General features: G+C 45.0%; 1 protein-coding gene. It reads left to right on the top strand.

Features of this window, described 5'->3' with window-relative positions:
• The first annotated feature begins 114 nt into the window (after window positions 1-114).
• A complete protein-coding gene (locus IV54_RS09180) occupies window positions 115-1,287 on the top strand; it encodes an IS256 family transposase (protein ID WP_057879063.1) in 1,173 nt (390 codons plus the stop codon).
• The last annotated feature ends 52 nt before the right edge of the window (window positions 1,288-1,339 follow it).

Here is a 1,339-nt window from a genome sequence, read left to right as displayed (position 1 = left end):
GAGTGTTTAAATAATTATGTGTAAATAGAAAAATAAGCAATTGAAAAGGGAAAGCCTCTCCCTTATGATAGTTAGCAACCACACTCACTTCATAGGACATAGGAGGCTTTCCCCATGACTCAGTTTAACAAAGAAATTATGGCAGCACTAGCACAAAAGCAAGATTTGGACGAAGTTTTTCGGCAACATTTGGAAACGGCCATCAATGATTTAATGCACGAGGAACTTTCATCGTTCCTCGGTTATGAACCCTACGACCGCCAAGGCTTTAACAGCGGCAATTCACGCAATGGGCATTATCTGCGAACCTTTAAAACTAAGTATGGGGAACTAAACTTGGAGGTTCCACGCGACCGAAATGGCGCCTTTAATACGCAAACTATTCCAAGCTATCAACGCCAAACGGATGGTTTAGAAGCCACGGTTGTCCAGCTCTACGAAAAAGGGATTACCACTAGTGAGATCGCGGATTTGATTGAGAAAATGTATGGTGCTCATTACACACCACAAACGGTTTCAAACCTCACGAAGGTCGTTGACCAACAGGTCAACGCCTTCAAGACGCGCCCTCTAGCGAGTCGTTACGCAGTCATTTATGTGGACGCAACATACTTACCTCTGCGCCGGGACTCAGTGGCTAAAGAAGCCGTGCATATCGCCATTGGCATTCGACCAAATGGTATGAAAGAGGTCCTAGCATACCAAGTCGCTCCAACTGAATCCAGTACCGTTTGGGAAGAGCTTCTCGTGGACATTCAGCAGCGTGGTGTAAAAGAAGTCCTCTTATTCGTGGCCGATGGCTTAGTCGGCCTTACCAACACAATTGGTGACCACTTCCCTAAGGCTAAGCTCCAGCAGTGCCTGATCCACGTCAGTCGGAACATTGAAGCTCACGTTCGAACTAAGGACCGACAAGAGGTCCTTAACGACTTCAAACTGATCCATCAAGCAGCTACCATGGACGACGCAAAACAGGCCTTAGCTGACTTCATAGACAAGTGGCAAAAGGCGTATCCAAAAGTAACGGGCAAGCTAGAAAATAATCCTCATCTCTTGACCTGTTTCACTTTTCCAGCTGCGATACGCAGTAGCATCTACAGCACAAATCTCATTGAATCATTCAACAAGAAGCTAAAACGGCAGACAAAGAAGAAAGAACAATTTCCAAATGAACCAGCACTAGAACGCGTTCTGGTCACAGTTATTCGTGACTACAACGGCCAAAATTTTGAGCGAACGCATCGAGGTTTCAAGCAAATTCAAGATACGTTAGAATCCATGTATTAGAAGCTAGCTAATGGGAGAGGACTTCCATTTACACAAAAAATTTGACACTCCC

Source organism: Levilactobacillus paucivorans (assembly GCF_001437125.1).
In the GTDB taxonomy this organism is placed as follows: domain Bacteria; phylum Bacillota; class Bacilli; order Lactobacillales; family Lactobacillaceae; genus Levilactobacillus; species Levilactobacillus paucivorans.
This window is presented reverse-complemented; position numbering and strand designations above follow the sequence as displayed.

Bases quoted from the DNA above. Each gene is read 5' to 3' on its own strand.
- IV54_RS09180 (WP_057879063.1), top strand. From the start codon at position 115: ATGACTCAGTTTAACAAAGAAATTATGGCAGCACTAGCACAAAAGCAA.